We start from the raw sequence: 16,564 nt of genomic DNA, 5'->3' as shown, positions 1-16,564 counted from the left end.
GCCTCAGCGGCCCCGGCCCGAGACCAGCCGGAGCGGGGGACGCCGGGGGCGCCGTGCGGCGGCGCGGCCGACGTTCAGCCGGTCGTGGATCGCCCGCACGCCCTGTTTCATGTCGCGCCCCTTGATGATGACGGTGATGTTGTACTCGGACGATCCCTGGGCGATCGCCACGACGTTCACGTTCGAATCTCCCAGCGCGCTGAACACCCGGCCGGCGATGCCGTGCTGCCCCTTCATCCCGGCGCCGACCACCGCGATGGCGCACATGTCGCGCTCGACCGTGATGCGCGCCACCTGCTCGCCCAGAAGACCCCGGTCGCGGAAGTCCTTCTCCAGCGCCTTGAGGGTCTTGTCGAGGTCGTGCTGCAGGATGGCGAACGAGATGTTGTACTCGGAGGACGACATCGAGATCATGTAGATGTTCGTTCCGGCGTTCGCGACGGGCGTCAGGAGCCTCAGGATCATCCCGGGCTGGCCGAAGATCCCGGTCCCCTCGACCGTGACCAGCGCCATTCCGTCGATGCTGCTGACCAGGAGCGGGGCGGCGCCGCGCGCGCCGGGGCGCGCCGTGATCAGGGTGCCCGGGGCGTCCGGCTTGAAGGTGTTCTTGATCCGGATCGGGATGCGGTTGCGCCGCGCCGGCATCATGGTCTTCGGGTGGATGACCTCCGCGCCGTAATGCGCCATCTCCGCCGCCTCCTGGTAGGAGATCCGCGCCACGACGCGGGCGCTCTTGACCAGATTCGGGTCGGCCGTGCACACGCCGTCCACTTCCTTCCAGATCCAGACCTCATTCGCGCGCAGGGCCCCGCCCAGGATCGAGGCGGTGTAGTCCGAGCCGCTCCGCCCCAGGGTCGTCGTCGCGCCGCTGCGCGTGCGGCCGATGAAGCCGGTGACGACCGGGATCTCCCCTCTTCGCACGACCGGCAGGATCCCCTTTCGAAGCCCGCGGTTCGTCGCGTCGAAGTCGACGACGGCGGCGCCGTGGCTCTCGTCCGTGACGATGTGGTCGCGCGCGTCCGCGTATTGCGCCTTCAGGCCGATCGCGCGCAGGTGATCCGTGACCAGGAGGGCCGACAGCCTCTCGCCGAACGAGGAGATGAGATCGAGCGATCTCCGGCTCAGCTCGCGCAGCAGGAGAACGCCGTGGCAGACCCCCTCCAGCTCGCTGAACAGCGCCTCGAACTCCCTCTCCAGCCGGCTGCCGGAGCCGTCGCTCAGGCCGAGGAGGCGCGCCTCGCGCCGGTGGCGCCGTTGCAGGCGATCGAGCCTCGCGCTGACGTCGCGCGGCAGCCCCGCGACCGAGGTCTCGGCGAGGAGGATCAGGTCGTCGGTGACGCCCGCCATGGCCGAGACCACGACCACGGGCTTCGAGCGCGCGAACCGCCTGACGATCGACCCGACCTGTCTTATCTGCGCGGCCCCCGCCAGCGAGGTGCCGCCGAATTTCATGACGATCATGGTCCCGATTCCGTCCCAAAAAAAAATCGAGGGGAGGATCGCTCCCTCCCCTTCAAGAGGCGCGCTTTGACCCGGAGCATTCAGGAGAAAAGGATTAGACCAGCGAAGCGCATTCCCTGTCAACGCCCGGATCGCCCATGTCGCGGCGCGTAAAACATCGTCCGGCGGCTGCTTGTCACGGCGGGTTGTTATTGTTGTTGCCACCCTGGTCCTGCCGGGTGGGTGTGGTCCGGCCCGGCGGCCAATTATTTGGCTGGCCCCATCCTGGCTGGGCGCCAGGTCCGCCCATGCCCATCGGCCCGCGCCGGTTCTGGTCGCCCATGATTCCCTGGATTGGATACTTCCCGCCGTACCCGGGACCCGCACCCACCGGTGCGGGGCGGGCCGCCGGGTTGCCGGGCTGCTGGATCTGCTCACCGCGGTCGAAGACCTGGAACTGCCACTCATCCACGTGCTCGTGCCCCTTGTAGATCTTGTAAGTGTCCTCGGACGCCTTGCCGATGGCGCGGCTGATCACCCCGATGATCGGCCAGCCTATCGTCGGCTCGCTGACCGACTCCTTGCCGTTCTCGATGCCCCCCTGGGGAGCCGTCGGGATCGACGGCAGACCGCCCTGGATGGCGGGTGGCGGCAGCGAGCCGGCCGGCATTCCGCCGGTCCCGGGGATTCCCGATCCGTTCGGATTCATCCCGATCGGCGTCACACCCGGCATCTGCCCCTGCACCTGTCCCTGCGCCAGATCCCCAGTCCCGGCGCTCTCCCAGCCGGAGCCCCAGTCCTTCGACGCCTTGGCCTTCGCCTTCTCGGCCGCCTTCGGGTCGTACACCCCCTGTCCGCCCGGCATCAGGTACAGGAGCCCCCACTTGCCGTCCGGGACGATCGGATCCTTGTAGAGCCTGCGGATGTACCGCAGGCGGCGCGGCCCCGGCTTGAAGAGATCCTCCAGCGTGAGCGGGAATTGTCCGCCGTGCTCCTTGCGGTAGGCGATGATCCCGTCCACATACTGGTTGCCGCGGAAGATCAGCTCTTCTTCGTTCTCCCGCCTCCAGGTCGTGGACCAGGCCTGCACCGCCGCGCCGAGCGCGATCGCGGCGACCGCGAGCGTCACCATGAAGACGATCAGGATGGCGCCGGACTCGTTACTTGGACGGGCGGCCATTGTCGCTGACTCTCCTCTTTACTGAATTCCGATATTCAATTGCAGCGTGTTACTTTGGAACGTTCCTCCCTGTGTCGTGCAGACGATCTCCCCAACGCAACTCTTGCCGCCGTTCTGGCTCTGGCTGCACTGGGCCGAGCACGTGTTATCCGGCGTGAACTGGGCGAAAGCGTCGCCGTTGGTATTCGTCGTCGTGGAAGAATTGGTAAAGGTCACGTTGAACGTCTTCCCATCGGACGAAGTGTTGTTCTGAAGCTTGAAAACGAGTGGAACCCCCTGAATGCCCTTGCCGGTGGAATCCACAGCCGTCGCCTTAAAGCAGACTATCTGGCCGCAGCTATCGATGCTGAGACCCTTTGTGGAACATCCGCTGGTGCTAATGTCGATATTCAGCAGGATCGAACTGAGGTTGCCGGATACCGTGTTGATCGTCAGAGTCCCGGAGGCCGCTCCGGACTTGGCGGTCACCGTGGCCGTTGTTGACGTAGTCAGACTGACATTCGCGTTACCGAATCTGTCGGTCCGAATCGGAATGTTGGCGGCGTTCACGGGGCTCAATGCGGAGCCGGTGTAAAGGAAGCCGGCTGTGCTGCTGAAGCGGACATCCTGGCCGGGAAGCGGGACGCCCAACTCGCTTGCGACCGTGGCGACGATGTCGGCTGTCCCGCAGGTCGTCACGCCTAGAAGACTGCCACACTCCGCGGCGGTTGCCAGCGGGATGGTCGCGGGGTTTGCCGCCACCGTGACCGTCGATCCCTTGGGCGGGAGCTTGTCGCTGGATTGACACGCGGCGACGGCGGCCACCGCGATGAAGGCCGCGACCCGCGCCGGGTAACGTTTCAGAATTGTCGTCATCACTCTGGACTCCTTCGTCGGAATATACGCCCCGCGAGAGGCCTCCACAACGTCGTTCTCCCTCACCAGTCGCTGTATCTCGTTCCGTCGAGGGCCGAACCCTCGGCGCCGCTCTTCACGTCGATGATGCCGGCGGTCGCGGAGGGGTCCGTCGAGTCCTCGTCGTCGGCCTCGGCGTGCACGACCTGCCAGCTCTCGGACGACCCGGTGATCGGATCGGCCGGCAGCTTGCGCAGGTAGTTCTCCTCGACGAGCGTCTCGAGCGATTCCGGGTACTTCCCCTTGTCCGCGAAGTACTGGTCGATGCAGTCGCGCAGGGCGTACAGGTCCTCCTTGAGGACCGACTCGCGCGCCTTCTTCGGGGCGTTCTGCAGCTGCACCACCGCGATGCCGGCGATGATGCCGATGATCGCGACGACGATCAGAAGCTCGATGAGGGTGAATCCCTTCTCGTCCCGCATCTCACCAGTCCTTGTACTGCGTCTTGCCGTCCAGCGCCTTCCCCTGCGACGTGGTGTACACGTCGTAGACGTTCTCGTGCCCCCATGAGGTCGAGTCCGCCTCGTCCTGGAACGACCGCATCCCCCAGTCCTTCGTGCTGGTCATCGGGTCGATCGGGACGCGGCGCAGGAACTTGATCTTCTGCCCCAGCGCCCCCGTCTTCTCGACGCCGTCGACCAGCGTGTCGAGATCGGGCGGGTAGCACTCCGAATCGACGCCGCTCTTCTGGATGACACCGGTGTCGCAGAACTTTTTGTACAAGTCGATGGCCGTGCGCATGGTCCTCAGGTCGCGCCGCAGCTCGAGCTCCTTCTGGCGCTTCACGGCGAACTTGGCGATCGGCACCAGCGCCCCGGCGATGATCGACAGCACGGCGATGGTCACCACCAGCTCGACGAGGGTGACGCCCGCAGCCGACTTCGAACCATGCAACCGCATCTCCCGCCTCGGCATTCCTTTCTACTGGACGTTCACCGTCATTCCCATCTTGTCGAACCGCAGCCGCTGGGCCGACGGGTCGAGGACCGTGATGTCGGTGAAGCTCAGCGTCGTCGTCCCGGTCTTCGCTCCGGTGGCCCGGAAGGTCAGGGCGATCAGCTCCCCCGATCCACTCACGCCCGGCTTGCTCCCCTCGCGCGACAGCCCGACGATCACCTCGTTCCCTCCGGCCCCCTTGGTCGCCAGGACGAAGGGCTGGACGCCGTCCTGAGACAGGAAGGAGGACCCGCTGGAGGCGTTGATGAATTCGAGATACTGCGGGTCGTACCGGAGATGGAACGGCACGCTGCCGACGCCGGTCGCCGATCGGATGGCCACGCTGACGGTGAAGTATTGCCCCTTCGGCACGTTGAGAAATGCCGGGTTGAGATACACCGTGGCCGGACCGGTCGCGTCGCCCGGCCTGGGCTCCGGCGTTACGGCCGTGGCCGACGACGGAGGGGGGGTCGGCTGTGGCGCGGGTTGCGGCGTCGGGGCAGCCTGGGCCGGTGTGGGAGCCGGGGCGGAGGCGGGAGCGACCACGGTAGCCGCCCCCTCCTGCGGCGTCTCCTCATCGCCCGCGGGCGGCGCCTCCTCGACGGGGAGATCCGGGAGCGGCGGGAGCGGCGCGGTTTCCTCCTCCTCCCCCTTCCCCTCGAACGGCGTCGTGCCGAACGGACTGGTCTTGCTCCCGCCGCGCAGCGCGATGTCGCTCTCGGTGCCGATCCACAGCGGCAGCAGGTCCTCCTCGGTCACGTCCGGAATGCGGATGATGTGGGGCGTCAGGGTCAGGACGATGTCGGTCTGCTGGATGTTGGTCTCGTTTTCCCCGAAGATCCGCCGGATCACCGGGATGTCGGACAGGCCCGGGACACCGCTCATCGACTTGCGCTCCTCCTCGCGGATGAGACCCGCGAGCAGGTTGGTCTCCTGGTCCTTCAGACGGATGGTGGTGTCGATCTCGCGCGTGCCGATGATCGGCTGCGTCAGTCCGCCGCCGGCGGAGACCTGCCCGGCCAGCGACGAGATCTCCACCTTGAGCTTCAGGGTGATCTCCTTGTTATGGTGCACGCGCGGCTCGATGTCGATGTTGATCCCGACGTTCTGGTAGGTGAACGAGGTGATCGGCACGCCGACCGTCCCGCCGACCGTCGGTGCGGCGTTGAACGTCGTCGTCGGGATCGGGATCCGGTCACCGATGCGCACCGTGGCCTTCTCACCCTCGGTCACCCGGACCTGGGGCTTGGCGATCACCTGGGCGTCCGCGTCGGTTTTCAGGAAGTTCACCACGACACCGGGGATTGGCCCCAGCAGCCACGAGCCGGCCTGCTTCAGGAGATCGAGATTGTTGAGCGGCACGGGGTTCGAGGAGCCGTAGGTCAGGTTGAGCTGCTTGCCGCTGCCGCCGCCCGGTCCGAACAGGTCGATGCCGAGGTTCTGCAGCAGGGTCCGGTTGATCTCCAGCAGCTCGATGTCGACGATCAGCTCGGACTTGGCCTTGTCGTTCGATTCGATGATCTTCTGGGCCACCTGCACGCGTTCGGGGGTGTCGCGGATGGTGATGGCGTTGAGCCGGTCGTTCTGGGCGAGCTGGCGCGCGTCGAGGAGGGTCCTCAACAGGACTTGCACGTCCTTGACGTCGGCGTTGCTCAGGTAGAACGTCTGGATGACGAGGTCGTCGTACTCCTTGTGCTTCTGCTGGTTGTCGTCGGCGATCAGGATGGTGTTCTCGTCCCAGATCTTGAAGAAGTGCTTGTTCATAGTCATGAGCGTGTCGAGCGCCTGCCCGAACGTCACGTCGGCGAGATCGATCGAGATCTTCTTGTTGAGATCGAGCCTCTCGTCGTAGATGAAGTTGATGCCGGACGCCTTGGAGACCGCGTCGTAGATTTTCTTGACCGTCTCGTCCTTGAAGCGCAGGACGATGGGAATGTTCGAGGCCGGGTTCAGGCGGGGGGCGACGCGGCCGGGCGCGGCCTCCTTCGCCTGCCTCTTCAGCTTCTCCATGTCCGACTCGTCCTGTTTCTGCTGCTTCTGCCATTCGGCGAGCGCTTTGGACAGCTCGTTGGCGGCGTACTGGTGCGAGGGATCGAGGTAGACCGCCTGCTGGAACTCGGCGATGGCCCCTTCGACCCGGCCCGCCTTGACGTACGCCTGCCCCTTGGCGAAATGGTCCTGCGCCGCCTTCATCTTGGCGCGTGACAGCGCCACCTTGTAGCGCGTGCTCTCGGGGTTGGTGGAGACCGCCTTGGAGAACAGCAGCACGGCCCGGTCGTAGTTCTGGGCGGACATCTCCTTCTCGCCCTGCTGGTACGCCCGGCCCGTGGCGCAGCCGCCGAGAACGAGCGCCGCGACGAGCGCCGCCGCGCAGGCGGTACTCTCCCGGCGCGTCGACGTTCGGGTCAGAGTCGTGACGTTCGCTGTCCCCACTGTCTCACCTCCCCTCAAGGCGAGCTGCTCATCGGCAGCGTCGTCGTCTCTCCCTTGAACTTCGGATCCATGTAGCCGAATTTCACCGATTCGTAGCCGATCTCGAGGATCTTGAACTGGCCGCCGAGCTTTTCGCCCTGGCGCACGAAGATCAGGTCCGTGCCGTCGTTCAGGATCGCGATCTTATTCTCGGACGGCCCGAAGTAGCCGATGAACTTGTAGTTGATCGCAGGCGGCTGCGGCTTCGGCGGCGGCGGGGGGGGCTGGTTGGCCAGGATGGTCGCCTGCTCCTGGGCCTTCTGGGCCTGGTCCTGCGCGGCCTTGGCGGCCGCCTCCTCCGCCGCCTTGCGGGCCGCCTCCGCGTCGTGCTGCGCCTTCTCGAGCGCCGCCTTCTCCTGCGGCGTCATCGGTGGAGGCGGAGGCGGGATGATGACCCCCCAGGTGAAGATGTTCCGCCCGTTCGGGTCGTACACCGGGCGCGGGGCCGAGAGCGCCGCCCAGTTCACGTTCGGGAGCTTGATGTCGTCGATCTTGACGCGCGCGACCGTCCCCCCGGGCCGCGCCGGTCCCGCGGTGCGCGCCGCGTCCTCCCCTCCGCCGAGATTGTGCCAGACGGCGAAGGCGATCGCGACCAGCAGCGCCCCGAGAATGATTTCCTTCTTCTTGCCTTTCACGCCTTCCCCTTCACGCCGGCGCCGGTGGCGGCGCGGGCGCCGGCAGCGGCGGGGAATGGAACACGGTCGAGATCTTGATCGTCAGGCTGAGCATGGCGCCCCCCTCGCGGGCGCCGGTCAGCTCCACGCTGTCCACGATGAGCAGGTGCTTCGAGGACTCGATCCGGTTGATGAATTGCCTCAAATTGGGGTAGCCGCCGACCAGGGGGATGGTGATCTGGAACAGGGTCATCCCCCCGCCCTCCGTCTCCTGCGAGGAATAGTCGATCGACTCCGGGTCGATGTGGAACTCCGTGGCGATGCTGCGCACTTCCTTCTGGATCGTCGTCATGCGATCGACCTGGGTCCCGAGGACGTTGCCGTAGAAGTCATCGAGTCTCTTCGTCTCCGCGTCGAACTGCAAAAGCTTCTCACGCATCCGGTCGCAGCGTGTCTGTGTGCCGCGCAGGTCGCTGGCCGCCGAGTTGCGACGCTCCTCGAGGCCCCGGAGCGAGCGCAGACGGGGCAGGTCGAACAACAGATAGAAGCCGAGGTCGAGGAGGAGCACGACGCCGAGGACGGCGGCGATGCGCCAGAGGTTCTCGCGCAGATCGAACCGTCCTTTCGACCGCGGGAGCTTCAAGGTCACTTTCACGGCTTCACCTCGTTCGCGGGCAGCGCTTCCTCCTGGACGGGGCGGTCGGCCAGCGGCTCCCCCCCCGCCAGCGGGACGACGCGGTACACCCCGTCCTGGACGCGCAGCACCCTGTGCCCGGCGAGCTTGGAGAGGACGGCGATCGCGTCCTTCAGGTTCTTCCCCCCCAGGTCGGCCGATACGGGCGCGCGCGTGTCCACGGTCGGATCGATGTCGAAGCGCACTCCGTGGGCTCGGGACAGCGCGGCGTACACATCCCCCACCGGCCGGGCGGCGAAACTGAGCCGCTCGTCGAGCCGCGTCGCGGGGACCGGCTGCGCGGGGCGCGCGGGCGCGAACTTCGGCTTCTTCGCCGCGGGCGGCGGACCGAGGTTCGGGTCGCGCCGCGGCGGCAGCCCCGCGACGAGAGGCGGTCGGGCCAGGTTTCTGATCGCACCGTCCTGCCAGGCGGCCGCGGACACGCCGGAGTCGGGCGGTCGTCCATCCGACGTCCGTGCCGCGGGGTCCGCTGCGCCCGCACCACCGCCGCGGACGGGAGCCGGCGCGGCCCCCTGCGTCCCCGAAGTCACCGGGGCGCCCGCCGGAGCGGCCGGCGCGGGGGCCGCTTTCGCATCGGGTGACTTGCCTCGCGGCTTCTTCACCGGTGTCTTCGGCTCCGGCGGCGACGGCGGAGGAGTATCGGGATAGAAGCCGCCCGGAGCCGCCAGCATGCGGGCCACGAGCTCCGACGTGCGCGGCCGCCCGTCCCGTCCCACCGTCCCGAGCACGCGGATCGGCTGCCCTTCCGTCGCGCCCGCTGGAGCGGCGGCCGTCGGCGCGCCGGGGGTCGACGCGGCCACGGTGGCGGCCGCCGGGGCCGGCGTCGCGACGGCGGCCGCCACCGTCCCGGGAGGTGTCGTGGACGGCCCGGGCTCCGCGGCCTCTCCGGGGACGGCGCCGGAGGCGACGGCGTCCGGCCCGGGCACGGCCTTCGAAGCCAGGTAATCGAACTGCATGACGAAGGAGATCTCGGGACGGCTGGGGTTGAGTCGTCGCTCGCTGATGGGGGAGACCTTGGCGAATACCGTGGTCTTCTGGAGCGACTCCTCCAGGGAGATCAGAGCACCGTGATTCTTGGCGATCCCCTCGACGCGGATGACGATCCCTTCGTTCGAGATGTGCGGGCGGATGGCGGTCATCATCACTTCCGCCGGCATGACGCTCTCGAGCTTGTTGAACAGGAGCGTCCAGGAGAACGCCCGCTTCAGGATCAGGTCGCCCGCGAACTGGCCCCGGCCGAACAGACGCTTGAAGTCGCGCGTGGCGATCTCTTTCGACAGCGTCCGCTCGTCCGATTCGAGCGCCGCGAGACGCTCGCGGTGGCGCGTCTCCTCCTCGCGCAGATGTCTGTCCTGGCCCCCGTAGTTCGTGTAGACGTAAAGGTTGAAGACCGTGGCGCCGACCGCGACCGCGACCACCGCCGCCAGGACCGACCCGACGACGGTGTTGTTCCGGAACGGCCGGCTCGCCAGGTTCAGCGTGACGCGGTTCACGCCATCCTCCCGGCCACGGCGCCGATGGCGGGCGCCACGATCGCCGCCTGCTCCGGCGGGACGGGCGGGCCGCCGTTCTGCGGGATCACCGAGAAGGGGTCGAGGATCTCGACCTCACCGCCCGTCTCGGCGCCGGCCGCCTCGCGGATCGGCTCGAGCGGCAGGCCGGCGCAGCGCAGGAAGACCCGGCCGATACCGCGTCCCAGGAGCTTTTCCTGGTAGAACGCCAGCGAGGTGTAGAGCTCGCGGCGCACGTCGGTTACGGAGTCGCCGTCGGCCGTCGTCAGGTGCGGCTTGCAGCGGTAGAAGATGATGTCGGCGTCGCGCAGGATCACGACCGACAGGTAGTGGCCGGTCACATTGAGGATCAGCGAGTCCCGGTCGGCCACCCTCTTTCCCGCGAACAATGGACGGAACAGGTTGAACAGCTCGAACGTGGACAGGCCGACGAGACCGGGCCAGTAGCCGCACGCGGCGAGGAACGACTCGTACTGTTCGAGAACCGCGCGGTGCACGAAGGCGGCCAGGACCGACGACGACGACCCCCCGGGGCGCGGCCCGCTGCCCGCCAGGACCATCAGGTCGACGACCGCCTCCTCCGGCTTGAAAGGAAGCGACTTGGCCATGCGGAATCGGACCAGCTCCACAAGCTCCCTGCGGGTCTTCGGGAGCGTCGTGAAACCGAGGAGGGACACGCGCGCCACGTCGTCCGGAAGGAGGAGCGACACGCGGTGGTCCCGCGGCGAGACCTTGACGAAGACGTCGTGGAGGGCCTGCATGACGGCCGACTGGTCGAGAATGTTCGGCTTGGTGAGGGACACGTCGATCGCTCCCTCCGGCAGCGGACGCGACTCGGCGGCCGCCAGCCGCATCCGTCCGCCCTTCCGATCGACGGCCAGGCGGACGGCGGCGACGCGGTCGGCGGTGATCTCCACCGCCACGCTCGGGTAGCGCGGCCGCAGCGACTCGCCGCCCAGCCTGTCGAACAGGTCCGTGAACTTCTGCATCAGGTCCAACGCGTCACCCCGTCCGGTCGTCCTATTCGACGAACGTCACCTTGTTGATCTCGCGCAGCGTCGTCTTCCCTTCGAGGACGCGCTTGACCGCCGACTCGCGCATGAGGGTCATGCCCTCCTCGCGCGCCGCCCGTTTGATCTCGGCCGCCGACTTGCGGTCGAGGATCAGCTCGCGGATCCGGTCGCTCATGTCGAGGATCTCGGCGATGGCCATGCGACCCATGTAGCCGGTGCCGTTGCAGTCGACGCACCCCTTGCCTTCGTAGAAGACATGGTCCGCCCATTTCTTCGGGTCGATGCCCGACTCCTCGAGCTGCTTCGCCGTGTAGCGCACCTCCACCCTGCAGCGCGGGCAGATCATCCGGACCAGCCGCTGCGCCACCACGCAGTTGAGCGCCGAGACGAAGTTGTACGGCTCGACCTTCATGTTGAGGAATCGCCCGAGCACGTCCACGACGTTGTTGGCGTGCACCGTCGTGAACACGAGGTGACCGGTGAGCGCCGACTGGATGGCGATCTGCGCCGTCTCCTCGTCGCGGATCTCCCCGACCATGATCTTGTCCGGGTCGTGACGCAGGATGGACCGCAGGCCGCGGGCGAACGTCAGCCCCTTCTTCTCGTTCACCGGGATCTGGGTGATGCCGGGGAGCTGGTACTCGACCGGGTCCTCGATGGTCACGATCTTGTCCTCGTTGGAGCGGATCTCCGAGAGCGCGGCGTAGAGGGTGGTCGTCTTCCCCGAGCCGGTGGGCCCCGTGACCAGCACCATGCCGTACGGCTCGCGGATGAACTTGCGCAGGCGCTTGAGATCGTCCGCCGTGAAGCCGAGGACGTCCAGCCGCAGCTCGGCGAACTCCTCGTTGACCGATTCCTTGTCCAGGATGCGGATGACCGCGTCTTCGCCGTGGACCGACGGCATGATCGAGACGCGGAAGTCGATGGCGCGCCCCTTGATCTTCAGCTTGAAGCGGCCGTCCTGCGGGATGCGCTTCTCGGCGATGTCGAGCTCGGACATGACCTTGATGCGCGAGATGATCGACGAGTGGAAGCGCTTGTCGATCGGGTCCATGGCGTTGTACAGCACGCCGTCGACACGGTACTTGATGGCCACCTCGCGCTCGCGTGTTTCGATGTGGATGTCCGAGGCGCGCCGCTGCAGGGCGTTGAAGATGGTCGAGTCGACCAGCTTGATGATCGGCGAGTCGGCCTGCGTCAGCTTGTCGATCGACAGCGCCTCGTCCCCCTCCTCGTCGCTGTCGCGTATGACCTGGATCTTGAACTCCTCGGTCGCGGCGTCGAGGACCCGCTGGCTCGACTCCGATTTCTTCAGGACGTCGTTGATGGCGGTCTTCGCCCCGACGCAGATCTTGAGCGGCCGCCCCAGGAGGATCTCGAGCTCGTCCACCATCAGGACGTCGGAGGGGTCGGAGATCACCACGACCAGCTTGCCGTCCTCCTCCTTCCAGGGGATGAAGTTGTAGCGGAACATCAGATCGACCGGGATCTGCCGGAACAGCTCGTGGTTGATCGGGAATTCGGCCAGGTCGACGTACGGAATGCCGAGACGCGCCGCGATGCGCTGCGCCTGCCCCTCCTCGCTCGAGACCGACCCCTTGTCGGCGGGCTCCGGGGCCGGCCGGGGGATGGCGGCGGCCGTCGCCGCCGGCTTCGCCTGGGGTCTCGCGGGCTGGGCCTGGGTCGCTTCCTTGGGTTTGGTCGGCGCCATCGGACCCCCCTCAGTAAGTCGACTGCGCGTAGGAGCGCAGCAGCGGCAGGTAGATCGCCAGCATGATCATCACCACGAAGCTCCCCATGACGACCAGCATGATCGGCTCGATGAACACCATGATGGTGGCGATGCGCGTCTCGATCTCCTCGTCGTAGAAATCGGACACGTTGGCCAGCATGTCGGCCAGGGAGCCGGTCGACTCGCCCACGCGTGTCATCTCGAGGGCGATGTCGTTGAACAGACCGGTCACCTCGAGCGACTCCCACAGGCTCGACCCCTCGCGCACCTTCCTCTCGACGTCCAGGAGCCGGCTCTCGAAGTCCAGGTTGCCGACGGCCCGGGCCGACATGCCGAGGGCGGTCACCGCCGGGATCCCGCCGGCGATCAGCGTGCCGAGAGTGCGGGTGAACCGCGACACCGCGAAGCGATGGAACACCGGGCCGATGATCGGCACGCGGACCAGGATCCGGTCGCGCGCCAGCTTGCCGGCGGGCGTCTGCAGCCAGACGCGAATCGCGCCCAGGGCGACCACGACCCCCACGACCAGGAACAGGACGTTCTGGGTCACGAACGACGACACGCCGATCAGAAGCCGCGTCAGAAGAGGCAGGTCCGCCCCGAAGTCCTTGTAGAAGTCGGTGAACTTGGGGACGACCCAGGTGATCAGGATCGCGATGAGCCCGATCATCAGGACGAACAGGATGGCCGGGTAGATGAGGGCGCCGGTCACCTTGCGCTTCAGGCCCATCATCGTCTTCTGGTAGGAGATGTAGCGCAGCAGGACGTTGGCGATCTCGCCCGAGCGCTCTCCGGAGGCCAGCGTCGCCGAGTAGATCCCCGGGAACATCTCCCCCTGCGACTGGAACGCCTCGGACATCGAGGCGCCGCCTCGGACCTTGTCCCGCACGTCCATCAGGGCCTTCTTGAACGCCTGGTTCTTGCGGCGCTCGATCAGGATCTCCAGGCTGGCGATGATCGGCAGGCCGGCGCGGATGAGAGCCGCCAGCTCCTGGTTGAACAGCAGGAACTCCTTCATGCGCACGACGCGCGCCGACCCGAAGCCCGGCAGGGCGTCGAGCCAGCCGCCCTTGCGCCGAACGTCGAAGACGAGGTACTCCTTCCCCAGAAGGTCGGAGCGCAGCGCGTCCTCCGAGTCGGCCGTGAAGGTGCGCTCCATCACGATCCCGTCCGTCGTGCCGACCTTGGCGATGAATTCAGGCATGGGACCCGTCTCCGGGGGGCATCACGGGCGCTGCGAGGACGCCGTGATCGTCATGAAGAGGGCGCGGTTGCTCTGCTCGACCTTGGAGGCGCCCACGATGAACAGCTGCGAGTCGCGGAGGTTCAGGACCGTGTTCATGACCGACGCGTAGCGCTCGGGCCCCTCGACCACCGCCTCCTTGTGGAGGAGCTCGAACGGCTTGAACCGGATGACCCGGCTTTCGTCCGACACCTGGTCGATCTTGAAATCGACCTTGTAGTCGTCACCGACCTTCAGGCTGCTGCGCTCTCCCTCGGTGCCGAGGATCTGCGCGTTTCCGACCATCTTGTAGTCGGTCCAGCGCGTGTTCAGGGCGCTGAGCCGGTCGATGACGCCGCGAATGGGCGGGGGGGCCGGCTCCCTCTGCGCGGCTCCTGCGGAGGCCATGATGAGCTGGACCAGGACCTGGACGTTCTTCGGCGGCACGTCGTACGACGCGAGCAGGGAAGCGATCTTCCGGAGGTTCTCAGGGGCGTCCTGGATCGTGAGCGTACGCTGCCCCGGCTGCATCTTGACCGAGCCGCGCGCGCCGATCTGCGGCCCGACGATCCGGTAGGCGTCGTCCATGGACCGGTAGCGCAGGCTGAAGATGCGCATGGCGAGCGGCGACGGCCGCGCCGGAGCCGCCCCTCCGGGAGCACCGGCGGCCGGACCCGGCGCCGGCGTGGACTCGGCCGCGGGCGACGCCTGCGGTTCGGCCGGGGGAGATTGAGCCTGCGCCCGCGCGAGCGCCAAAAGCGCCACGATGATTGCGGCGAGGAGGGCTGAGGGGTGTCTCACGGCTTTCCTCCGCGTCGACATCAGATGTCGATCGATTCGTCCACGACGAAGTAGATCGGCGTCTCATCCCCGCCGCTGTCCACCGTGAACCGGTAGACGCGGGCGCTCGGAGAGCCGACATCTTCCATGAGCGGCGGGCCCCCCGGGGCCACGGCACCGGGCAGGCCGGGGACCGCCGGAAGGGTTCCCGGTCCCTTGACGCCCGGCTTTCCCAGCCGTGCGGATCCGGGCTGCACCACGAAGGGGGATGACACGGTCCCCTCGCCCGGCTTGCGGAGACCGCGGAAGCCGGGGCCGCCCGGGCGCACCAGGAACAACGTCCCGAGGAGAAGGAGCGTCATCACCGGAGCGGCCACATAGGCCAGCCGGCGCGCGCTGAAGGCCGGGATTCGGCCGGCGAGGGGCGCCCAGCGCGGCCGCTCCCCCGCCTCCACGCGCCGCCGCACGTCGGCGGCGAACCGGTCCATGAACCCGGCAGGCAGAGGGGCACGGCGCATCTCGAGAAAGAGGACGGAAGGGTCGCGCTCCAGCTGCGCCTCCCGGCAGGCGGCGCACGCGAACAGATGGTCCCGGACCCTGCGCTCCGACGCCTCGTCCGAAGCACCGGCGGCGTAGGACGAAAGGTGCGGCTCGACCTGAAGGCACGCGTCGCTCTTCATGCGGTCATCGGCGTTCATCACGACCTCCCGTGCGACCTGGATTCGGGACACACCCGCCCGGCCTGACCTGATCTACGGAAGGGTGGAGCCGGGCGTCTAGGCGATCTCAATCCTTTCGCGGGCCACGGGGCCGGCAGTACTCCGGGTAAAGGCGGCGCAGCCCCTCCTGCAGGACCCGCCGCGCCTGCAGGATGTGGTTGCGGACGGTCGACTCGCGGGTCTTCATGATTTCGGCGACCTCGGCGGTGGTCAGCCCCTCGATCTCGCGCAGCACGAAGGCGAGGCGCTGCTTGCGGGTCAGAAGGGCGGTGAGCGACAGGTAGATGCGCCGCACCTCGCGGCCGCGCAGGGCGTCCCCCGCCGGCGACTCGCTCGCCCTCCCGGACCCGGCCGGCACGGGGTTCGTCCCCGGACCCAACACCGTTCCTTCCCCGGGGGCGGCGCGCTCGCCGATCTCCTCCAGGGCCGCCGCCTCCCGGTGCGGCCGCTCGCGCCTGAAGGCATCGATCCCCAGATTGGTGGCGATGCGGTACAGCCAGGCGTCGAAACGGCCGCCGGCGCGGAAACGGCGGATGACGCGGTGCAGGCGGATGAAGACCTCCTGAGCCACGTCACGCGCCAGCTCCTCGTCCCCGACGATGTGATACGCGATCCAGAAGACGCGCTCCCCCTTGCGGGCGACGATCGCCTCGAACGCGTCGAGGTCCCCCGCGGCGGCGCGGCGGATCAGCTCCTGCTCGTCCATGGCCGGGCGGAGGGGATCCGCGGAGAGTGGGGGGAGTCGGCGCCGGGGTTCAACCGGTGTGGCGCAGGGCGCGATACCACCGGATGCCGTACAGGACGACCGGGAACGAGACGAGGGCGCACGTGAACCCCAGGATCACCGTGCCCATCGTCAGCGGCACGATCCACGGCCGGCACTGCGCCAGAAAGTCGAAGAAGTGGCTCCACGTCTTCCCTTCCAGCCGCGGCGCGCTCACCTCCGAACCGATCAGGAACGATCCGAGCCAGGCCGAGGCGGTGTAAATCGGCACGAACGTCCACGGGTTATTGACGAAGGTGCCGGCCACGACGGCGACGCGGTTCAATCCGAAGAGGAAGGCGATCGCCAGCGCCAGGAGAGTGTGGAAGCCGAGGGCCGGGGTCCAGGCGATGAAAACACCGATCGCGAACGCGAGGGCGGCCCGGAACGGTGTGTCGTCGGTGTGCAGGATGAAGCGCAGCCACTCGCTCAGACGCTTCGTCCCGTACTCCCGCACCAGCCCGTCCTCCGGGAGCCAGACACCGATCCGGATGGCCCGGCCCGCCGCTGGCTCGTGCTCCCGCCGGCCGATCTTCCTGGCGGCCGAGGCATGATACGGGCTCAATCGCCGCAGGTCAATGGCGCGCACACCCT

General features: G+C 67.6%; 16 protein-coding genes. All 16 read right to left on the bottom strand.

The genetic code is table 11. The annotated features are described in order from the left end of the window. Positions 1-3 precede the first annotated feature (3 nt). The gene (locus tag VEW47_02280) at positions 4-1,461 is read right to left on the bottom strand and encodes an aspartate kinase (protein HYS03995.1); all 1,458 of its coding nucleotides are present in this window, start codon (positions 1,459-1,461) and stop codon (positions 4-6) included. Positions 1,462-1,636: 175 nt separating this feature from the next. After that, positions 1,637-2,620, bottom strand: a complete 984-nt coding sequence (locus VEW47_02275) for a hypothetical protein (GenBank protein HYS03994.1) — start codon at positions 2,618-2,620, stop codon at positions 1,637-1,639. A gap of 18 nt (positions 2,621-2,638) precedes the next feature. Further along, positions 2,639-3,475 carry a hypothetical protein gene (locus tag VEW47_02270; protein ID HYS03993.1) on the bottom strand — a complete coding sequence of 279 codons (837 nt, stop codon included), beginning with the start codon at positions 3,473-3,475 and terminating at the stop codon, positions 2,639-2,641. A gap of 62 nt (positions 3,476-3,537) precedes the next feature. Then, on the bottom strand, positions 3,538-3,936 hold the full coding sequence (locus VEW47_02265) for a prepilin-type N-terminal cleavage/methylation domain-containing protein (protein HYS03992.1): 399 nt from the start codon (positions 3,934-3,936) through the stop codon (positions 3,538-3,540). A gap of 1 nt (position 3,937) precedes the next feature. Beyond that, a complete protein-coding gene (locus VEW47_02260; GenBank protein ID HYS03991.1) occupies positions 3,938-4,429 on the bottom strand; it encodes a type II secretion system protein in 492 nt (163 codons plus the stop codon). 6 nt (positions 4,430-4,435) lie between these two features. Next, the gene (locus VEW47_02255) at positions 4,436-6,883 is read right to left on the bottom strand and encodes a cohesin domain-containing protein (GenBank protein ID HYS03990.1); all 2,448 of its coding nucleotides are present in this window, start codon (positions 6,881-6,883) and stop codon (positions 4,436-4,438) included. Between the two features lie 14 nt (positions 6,884-6,897). After that, positions 6,898-7,557 (bottom strand): hypothetical protein, encoded by a 660-nt coding sequence (locus VEW47_02250; protein ID HYS03989.1) that lies wholly within the window; start codon positions 7,555-7,557, stop codon positions 6,898-6,900. A 10-nt stretch (positions 7,558-7,567) separates the two neighbouring features. Further along, on the bottom strand, positions 7,568-8,191 hold the full coding sequence (locus tag VEW47_02245) for a GspMb/PilO family protein (GenBank protein ID HYS03988.1): 624 nt from the start codon (positions 8,189-8,191) through the stop codon (positions 7,568-7,570). Next, positions 8,188-9,723 carry a PilN domain-containing protein gene (locus tag VEW47_02240; protein ID HYS03987.1) on the bottom strand — a complete coding sequence of 512 codons (1,536 nt, stop codon included), beginning with the start codon at positions 9,721-9,723 and terminating at the stop codon, positions 8,188-8,190. Before VEW47_02240 ends, VEW47_02245 begins: the two co-directional genes overlap by 4 nt. Further along, on the bottom strand, positions 9,720-10,730 hold the full coding sequence (locus VEW47_02235; protein ID HYS03986.1) for a hypothetical protein: 1,011 nt from the start codon (positions 10,728-10,730) through the stop codon (positions 9,720-9,722). Before VEW47_02235 ends, VEW47_02240 begins: the two co-directional genes overlap by 4 nt. A 31-nt stretch (positions 10,731-10,761) precedes the next feature. After that, positions 10,762-12,465, bottom strand: coding sequence for a GspE/PulE family protein (locus tag VEW47_02230; GenBank protein HYS03985.1), 1,704 nt, complete (start codon positions 12,463-12,465; stop codon positions 10,762-10,764). 10 nt (positions 12,466-12,475) lie between these two features. Then, on the bottom strand, positions 12,476-13,690 hold the full coding sequence (locus tag VEW47_02225; GenBank protein ID HYS03984.1) for a type II secretion system F family protein: 1,215 nt from the start codon (positions 13,688-13,690) through the stop codon (positions 12,476-12,478). Between the two features lie 21 nt (positions 13,691-13,711). Beyond that, complete coding sequence (locus VEW47_02220) at positions 13,712-14,509, bottom strand: secretin N-terminal domain-containing protein (GenBank protein HYS03983.1); 798 nt, start codon at positions 14,507-14,509, stop codon at positions 13,712-13,714. 20 nt (positions 14,510-14,529) lie between these two features. After that, the gene (locus tag VEW47_02215; GenBank protein ID HYS03982.1) at positions 14,530-15,186 is read right to left on the bottom strand and encodes a zf-HC2 domain-containing protein; all 657 of its coding nucleotides are present in this window, start codon (positions 15,184-15,186) and stop codon (positions 14,530-14,532) included. 88 nt (positions 15,187-15,274) lie between these two features. Beyond that, entirely contained in the window at positions 15,275-15,913 is a 639-nt protein-coding gene (locus VEW47_02210) for an RNA polymerase sigma factor (protein HYS03981.1), read from the bottom strand. Positions 15,914-15,962: 49 nt separating this feature from the next. Next, a complete protein-coding gene (locus tag VEW47_02205; protein HYS03980.1) occupies positions 15,963-16,559 on the bottom strand; it encodes a DUF2062 domain-containing protein in 597 nt (198 codons plus the stop codon). Positions 16,560-16,564: the final 5 nt, after the last annotated feature.

It is taken from the genome of Candidatus Dormiibacterota bacterium (assembly GCA_035635555.1).
Taxonomy (GTDB): Bacteria; Acidobacteriota; Polarisedimenticolia; order Gp22-AA2; family Gp22-AA2; genus Gp22-AA3.
Note: the sequence above shows the minus strand (reverse complement) of the source record. Positions and strands in the feature narration are given on the sequence as shown.